The organism is Mojavia sp. (genome assembly GCF_059505145.1).
Map to the genome: position 1 here is coordinate 1 of NZ_JCACKA010000006.1, position 7,688 is coordinate 7,688.

The window sequence follows — 7,688 nt, forward strand, 5'->3', positions numbered from 1 at the left end:
TAAGCCCAAAACCTTTAGCTGGCTTGGTTTACAGGCGATTGTCGCCCCTTGAAGTGATAACCTGTACGAAAAGCAGATTCACCAACTGTGTAAGCAGTCCCATTAAAAACTACTCGTCCTGGGACATCCTCCATCTCAACAGAAGAAATATAGCTGGGGACGCGAACGACATCAAAACCATCGACTAAAAGTTTCAGGCTGCCGTAACCGTTATCAAAGCCCGCCGGAAAAATTTTTTGCAAGGTGTGAATGTTAGACATAGGGGTCAAGTAGGGTATAGAGCGCATAGCAGGGAGATATCTCCTAAGTAACTCTCATATATACCCTATATAGGGGTTAAAATTTCATAATTTTTCCAATTTATTTATAGGGTATATATGGGGGCTATGTATACCCTATTAGCAATTTTAGTTTTCAACTTAGTTCGCCTATTTTTCCGATTGATACAGATAAGGGAATATTTGGCTTGATATAGTGAGCTTATCCCTGGCAATAATAAAAACTTTGCTATAGAACTGAATTGAATATGCTTATGTTTTTTGTTTGACCCAAAACATTTTGGGTCAGTGTGAAGAATATTAGAAAAAAATTCTAATTCAGTAAATAATCAGACCAGAGCAGGGTAAAATTTTTCTTCAATTACAACTAACAAGTCACGGGAACAGAACTTTGGCAACCAAATTTGTAACGCTGACTTCCTTTAAAGGAGGTGTAGGCAAAACTACCTCAGCAATTTGTCTGTCTTGCCTGTTCGCTCAAGAAGGCCATAAGGTTTTATTGATCGACTATGACCCTAACCGTTCAGCATCAGTTTGGAGCTCTAGGGATCAGCTTCCCTTTAGAGTCGCTACGGAGAACACGGCCAATCGGTTAATGGCGAAAGAAAAATTCGATTTTATTGTCATTGATACCCCAGCGCGACCAACTTCTGAAGAGATCAAAGAGTTGGTTGATGGATGCGATCTACTTCTTGCTATTACAACCCCGTCTGCTCTTTCAATTAGTGCTTTGAATATGATGGTTCAAAGTTTTCCAGCAAAAACGAAATTTTATGTTTTACTGACTGTTGTACCTCCATCATCAGAGCCTGATGGCGAAATAGCTTTTCATACGTTGAAGGAGCAAGGATTACCTGTTTTAGAACAAGGAATCCAGCGATTAAAAGTTTATGAACACGCATCTGCTGAGGGAAAACCAGTTTATGAAATCAAAAGAGGAGGCAAAAAAGCATGGGAAGATTGGAAAGCACTAGCAAAACTACAACCAATCAAAGAATTGCTAACTTAAAGCAAATTCTAAACTTTACGCCGGAATTAGAAGAGAACCAAATAAATCAAGATGAATCAAACCAAAATTCCTCTGTGGTATGGGTAAAACGCAGTCAAATTCATTTGACTTTTAGTTTTGTGCCATTTGCGCCAGATGGACAACCTGTGCGCTACTACTACGATCCAGAAGAGTTAAGAACTTGGGCGTTAAATGACTTAAAACCAAATGGGATTCATTCTCCATTATGGGTTCGTCCGCTTAAAAATGGTAAACCTGATGAATACGAGCTTGTTGCAGGTAAACGTCGCTATCATGGCTCTGAGTTCGCAGAAATTGATCCATTACCTGTCCGAATATTTCACTGGAATGACCTTGAGGCCTTTAAAGCCTCGCTTGCAGAAAACAAAAACCGTCGAGACTTTAGCGCATTAGAAGATTTAGATGCAATTCTTAAACTCCTTGCCATAAGTATTGAAGGAACTATTGAAGAAGCTGTAAGTTTGCTATATCAAATGGATAATCTCAAACGTCGCTCAGGTATGGAAAACGTTTTAGCTCATCCCCAGTACGAGATTATTCAAAGTGTATTTGACTTTTTCAATGGAATCACGTGGGAATCTTTTGTTAAAAGCAGATTACCATTGTTGAAAAAACCTAATGAAATTTTAGAGTCTGTACGTCAAGGAAAGATTGAATATACTAAAGCGCTAGAAATTGCAAAAATTAAAGAACCTAAGATTAGACAAAAACTTTTAGAAGAAGCAATCGTTAACAATCTTTCCCTGGCAGAAATCAAGAAGCGTATTCAATCTCAGAAGCCAAGTTCACAGAATTCAATTCAAGGTCGTTTAGATATAACTTATAAACAATTCAAAAAATCATTAAAGAACATAGAAAAGAATCCAGAACAACTTCAGCAAGCTGAAAACCTATTATTTCAAATAGAAGAGTTTCTAAAAAAGCATTGACCCAAAACGTTTTGGGTCAATATTGGAAGCTTATCTAACAACAATACCCTTAATGATGAATCAGTGTGATTATCCTGATTTTCCTTCGCAACCAGCTGTGTTAGGGCAACATAAGGCCTTCTCCTAACTAGACGCTATGCTCGCTCCTGCTTGCTTCATCGTAAAAGTACGGCATAGCTACCTTGCGGAAGCAGCTACTATGCGAGTTCTACTTTGGACTACGCCCAACGGCAGACGCTTAGAGCGGCGTAGAAACGTCACCTAAAACGCGTGGCTTTTTTTTGCAATTGCTGCATTAACGACCCCTGGCTAAGGAAAGTTTCCGCTAGGGGTCGTTTACCAATTATTGAAAATAATTTAGTAGATTCACAGAAAGTGATATTTAATATAAAAATCTGTTTGTTATTTATTCTCTAACTCCCCAAATCTTGGACTCCACCAACCTTTAGCTGTGCTAAAGTAAGCTACATCCTTGTGTTTTTTATCCTGGCGAGATTGTGAATCAGAACACCGGAGCATCGTCTTTCGTTGCCCATCTTTTGTATAACTGTACTCCTCTAAAGGCTTTTTGCAGACCGGGCAGGGATGTGAACTGACTTTAGTTGGAGGTTTTTGTTCTGCCCCACTTTGTTTATTTTGAGGTGCTGACCAGAACTTGGTGAGATCGCTCCAAAACAGCACGACATGATCACAGCCACTACTACACTTAAGAAAATATTTCTTCTTGACTTTAGTACTAGGAATTTTGGATATCAAACTACTGCACACAGGGCATTTAGTTCTGGAAGTTTCAAATTTGCGCTCAACAGAAGCTTTATTATTAGATACTGCTCCTGCAACTAAAGTCTTGGCGAAGGAAAGCGCCGGGACAAAGTAATCCTGATTCCAAGCGCTTAGATATTGCTGCCAAGAGTGTTTACCTTCCGCTATCGCATCCAGGGCATCCTCCATTTTCGCGGTAAACTCTGCCTGGAGTAAATCAGGTAATGCCTTCTGCAAAAAAGCATCAACCTCCAACCCCAAAGCGGATGGTTGTAGACTGTCTTTGGTTAACTGTAGATAATCGCGCTTTTTGAGGGTAGCAACTGTGGGAGCATAAGTACTGAGGCGACCAATCCCTTTGCGCTCCATCAGCTGTACTAGTTTGGGTTCGCTGTAACGTGGCGGTGGTTAGGTTTGTTTTTTCTCATACGCTGCATTATCCAAAGTTAGCGATTGCCCTTGTTGTAGAGCAGGTAAAACAGAATCTTTGCTGAGATTATTCCAATACCGCGCATAACCGTAAAACTCGATTATTTGTCCTCTGGCAAGCCATGACAGATTACCCGAACAAGTGATTACTTGCGTTTTCCGCAGTTGTGCAGACTTACATTGAGATGCGATTGCACGTTTCCAAACCATGACGTACAGGTTAAATTCATCATTTGGGATTTCTTGACGTAACTGTGCGCTCGGTCGAAAAACATCTGTAGGGCGGATAGCTTCATGAGCCTCCTGCGCCGTTTTGCTGCTGCGGTGTTTGGCTAACTGCTGTGGTACATTAGCTGGATCGTTTTGCTCTAACCACCGACGCGCAGTTGCACAAAATTCAGAACTTAACATTACTGAGTCTGTACGCATATAGGTGATTAAGCCAGCCTCATATAACTTTTGAGCCAGAAGCATAGTTTTATCAGGAGAAAATCTCAGCTTAGAACCTGCGGCTTGCTGAAGCGTTGAAGTAGTAAATGGTGGTGGTGGCTGGCGATAAACTGTTTTTCCCTCCACTTGGACAACCTGATGCGGATACTGCCGCACCCCTTGGACTAACCTTGTTGCTTCTGTTTCGGACAAAACACGCTTACTCTCTGTTACTTTTTCTAAAGATGCAGCAGCATCATCATTAGTTTGGGCTTCTGATTGTTGAGTTTCAAGCCTTGAGTCGGTTGTGCCGTTATAAAAAGCTCGAAAACCTTCAGCATAATCAACCCAAACATTCCAATAGTCTTGAGGGACAAAAGTTTGAATTTCTCTTTCTCGCTGGCAGATGAGGTGCAATGTAGCACTTTGGACTCTACCAACGCTTTTAGCTCCGTTGTTTAATGCCCAGACCAGAGGGCTACCTTTGTAACCCACAAGCTTGTCTAGGCAATCTCGGCACAGCCCTGCACCGACTAAATTGAAATCGAGTTTTCTGGAATTAGCGAGTGCGCTTTTGACTGCCGATGCTGTAATTTCGGTGTAGACAACCCGTTTGGGGTCTTTCAATCCCAAAACCTGCGCCAAATGCCAAGCAATAGTTTCACCTTCACGGTCTGGGTCAGTTGCCAGAACTACCTCGTCTACCCCTTTAACCGCTGCTTTAAGTTGCCCAATAGTTTGTTTGGCGCGCTCGTCCCGTGGAACATAATCGCATCGTACACTACCGCCCTCGATGCTAAATCCGAGTGAATCATCACCCTTATCACTCAGTTCCCGTATATGACCACAACTAGCCTTTACAATCCAATCTGCACCGAGGATTTGACTAAGTTTTTTAACTTTACCAGGAGATTCGACGACAAGAAGGCGTTTGGGCATGGCAGATGTGCTTTGTATACCTTATATTAGGTTGTTCGTGACAGCAGGTAATTCTATTTTAGTATTTATGTACTATAATAATTGCTCTTTAATACTTATACTTCTTTAAATATTTTGCCGTAACTACAGCACAAGGCATTTTTGCACAAAGCAATGTCTACTTCTCCAACTCCTGCTCAAGCACAAGTAAACGCCACGCCGCACTACGAAACCATCACTGGCGTAGTCGAACGCCTGACCTTCCACTCAGAGGAATCGGGGTATACAGTCGCACGTCTAATACGCCCCCGCACTACCGACCTCACCACAATCGTCGGTAGTTTCGCCAATATCCAGCCAGGACAAACATTACAATTGACAGGTTTTTGGCGTGACCATCCACAATACGGGCCACAATTTCAAGTCACGAATTACAAAGAAACCAAACCAGCAACCCTGACCGGAATTGAGAAATATTTGGGTAGTGGGCTAATTAAAGGAGTTGGCCCGGTCACAGCCAAACGCATAGTTGCACACTTTGGTTTAGAAACGCTCGACATAATTGAAAACCAGATTGACAGACTCATTGAAGTTCAGGGCATTGCAAAAAAGCGGATCAAGCTAATTAAGAATGCCTGGTCAACTCAGAAAGCCATTAAAGAAGTGATGGTATTTCTGCAAAGCCACGGAGTGTCAACAACTTATGCAGTCAAAATTTACAAGCAGTACCAAGACAAGGCGATCGCTACAGTCACCGAGAATCCATATCAGCTTGCAACTGACATCTACGGAATAGGCTTTCTCACAGCCGACAAGATTGCGCGAAACTTGGGGGTAGCTCCCAACAGCGAATTTAGATACTGTGCTGGAATCATCCACGCACTGAGTGAAGCTGCCGAAGATGGACACTGCTACCTGCCACAAAAAGAACTAATTGAGAAAGTCATCAAATTGCTGACAACTGATACTCACCAACCGGCAGAGGAGGCAATCGCTCAGATCATTAAAGATATGGCATTAAGGGAGGACTTGGTTAGAGAAAGTATTCGGGACAGCTTTGGAGAGAAAATACTGCTGTGCTACAAACCAACGTTCTTTCATACGGAACAAAATCTAGCACAATTAATCACTCGACGGTTACACCAGCCGATTGTGCAAGATATGCCCCGTGTTCGTGCTTGGTTGGAGCGTTTTACCACGAGTCGCAATATTGAGTTATCGCAACAACAGCAGCAAGCGGTGGAAATGGCAGCTTATTCACCAGTTATGGTTCTGACTGGTGGGCCTGGAGTTGGCAAAACTTTCACCACGCACACCATAGTCAGCTTGTGGAAAGCAATGGGCAAAACAATCGCTCTAGCTGCACCAACAGGCAGGGCAGCACAAAGGCTAAGTGAGATGACCGGACTTGAGGCAAAGACCATACATCGCTTGTTGGAATTTGACCCCAAGAAAATGGGCTTTAAGCGCGATCATGAAAATCCCCTACCCGACAGTGCAATTATTGCTGATGAAGCTAGTATGCTCGACCTATTCCTGGCATACTCTCTGGTTAAAGCTGTAGCACAGGGAGCGCAACTATTATTAGTAGGTGATATTGATCAGCTTCCCTCAGTGGGGCCAGGAAAAGTCTTGGCTGACTTGATAAATTCGCTTCAAGTACCAGTGGTGCGGCTAACGCAAGTATTCCGCCAAGCCCAGCAAAGCGCAATTATCACTGCCGCACACCAAATCAACCAAGGGGAGTACCCTCCGATGGAACCAATTAGTGATAATCCTGTGTCAGATTGCCTGTGGCATGGTGGAGGTTATCAGCCAGAGCATGGAGTACAAGCAATTTGTGAGTTGGTGAGCGAGTTTCTCCCTCGGCTGGGTTTCAATCCGGCATCAGATGTGCAGGTACTTTGTCCGATGTTGCGGGGGTTGGTAGGAACTCGTAACCTGAATATGGTGTTGCAGGGGCTGCTCAATCCACCTGCACCGGACAAAGTGGAGATTAATCGGGGCGGGATGACATTGCGAGTTGGAGATCGCGTCATTCAACAAACTAATGATTACAACCGCGAAGTATTTAACGGAGACTTGGGAAGCATCCTGAGTATCGATACCGAAGAACAAGAGGTTACAGTTGACTATGCTGGGCGACCTGTAGTTTATGATTATGCTGACTTAAATGAAATTACTCTGGCGTTCGCTGTCTCAGTACATAAAAGCCAAGGCTCAGAGTATCCCGTGGTGATATTTCCATTGTATATGCAACATTTTATGATGTTGTCGCGTAACTTGTTTTATACAGGGTTAACCCGTGCTAGAAAATTGGCGATCGTGATTGGTTCTAAGAAAGCAATATCATTGGCTGTGCGGACTACAAACGATCAGCAGCGTTACACAAGGTTGTGGCAGAGACTGTTGCAGCCAAGTTAATGAAAATTATCGCTGAATTTCAGTTAAAAGATAATTTAAGACAATGACCCATAAATATGAATCACGCGCCGAATTTGAAGAAAGATTAGATGAAATGATTAAAACAGGTCTATTGAAAGCTCAATACAAATCTCTACTGTTAGAAATAGATGAACTTGGAACAAAAGCTTGTGCTGCCAGACTTATTTCTGGGCTGGGATGGGGTGTAGATGCTAATAACTTCATTCTGGATGAATACGAAATAACCGATAAAGACGGTAATCCTATATATTTAAGTTTAGCGGAAACGAGAGATTACCTGAAGAAATTGATTGCAGATTCAGAACAAGTCAACGAATAGTTTTAGCCAAATGGTTACAGGTGTTCTCAAAATTGGGAGCCAAATTTGCTCCAAAAAATGAGATACCTAGCTGTACGGGCTACAGAGCAGCAGTGTTACACAAGGTTGTGGCAGAGGTTGTTGCAGCCGATGTGAGGATTACAAAGTTA

General features: G+C 42.6%; 4 protein-coding genes and 2 pseudogenes. 4 read left to right on the top strand and 2 right to left on the bottom strand.

The window, feature by feature from the left end; genetic code table 11:
- Positions 1–47 precede the first annotated feature (47 nt).
- Positions 48–260 (bottom strand): annotated as a pseudogene (locus AC5JL8_RS00225) (ParM/StbA family protein); the annotation flags it as partial.
- Between the two features lie 409 nt (positions 261–669).
- Here AC5JL8_RS00225 and AC5JL8_RS00230 point away from each other — a divergent pair.
- Both AC5JL8_RS00230 and AC5JL8_RS00235 read left to right on the top strand, forming a co-directional pair.
- A complete protein-coding gene (locus AC5JL8_RS00230) occupies positions 670–1,287 on the top strand; it encodes a nucleotide-binding protein (protein WP_495877770.1) in 618 nt (205 codons plus the stop codon).
- Positions 1,230–2,237 carry a ParB/RepB/Spo0J family partition protein gene (locus AC5JL8_RS00235; RefSeq protein ID WP_495877771.1) on the top strand — a complete coding sequence of 336 codons (1,008 nt, stop codon included), beginning with the start codon at positions 1,230–1,232 and terminating at the stop codon, positions 2,235–2,237. Before AC5JL8_RS00230 ends, AC5JL8_RS00235 begins: the two co-directional genes overlap by 58 nt.
- A gap of 402 nt (positions 2,238–2,639) precedes the next feature.
- Here AC5JL8_RS00235 and topA read toward each other — a convergent pair.
- Positions 2,640–4,796: pseudogene (gene topA, locus AC5JL8_RS00240) on the bottom strand (type I DNA topoisomerase).
- Positions 4,797–4,949: 153 nt separating this feature from the next.
- Between topA and recD2 the strand changes: the two are divergent.
- Both recD2 and AC5JL8_RS00250 read left to right on the top strand, forming a co-directional pair.
- Complete coding sequence (recD2, locus tag AC5JL8_RS00245; protein ID WP_495877772.1) at positions 4,950–7,199, top strand: SF1B family DNA helicase RecD2; 2,250 nt, start codon at positions 4,950–4,952, stop codon at positions 7,197–7,199.
- Between the two features lie 43 nt (positions 7,200–7,242).
- Positions 7,243–7,539: a hypothetical protein gene (locus AC5JL8_RS00250; RefSeq protein WP_495877773.1), complete on the top strand. Its 297-nt coding sequence runs from the start codon at positions 7,243–7,245 to the stop codon at positions 7,537–7,539.
- Positions 7,540–7,688 lie beyond the last annotated feature (149 nt).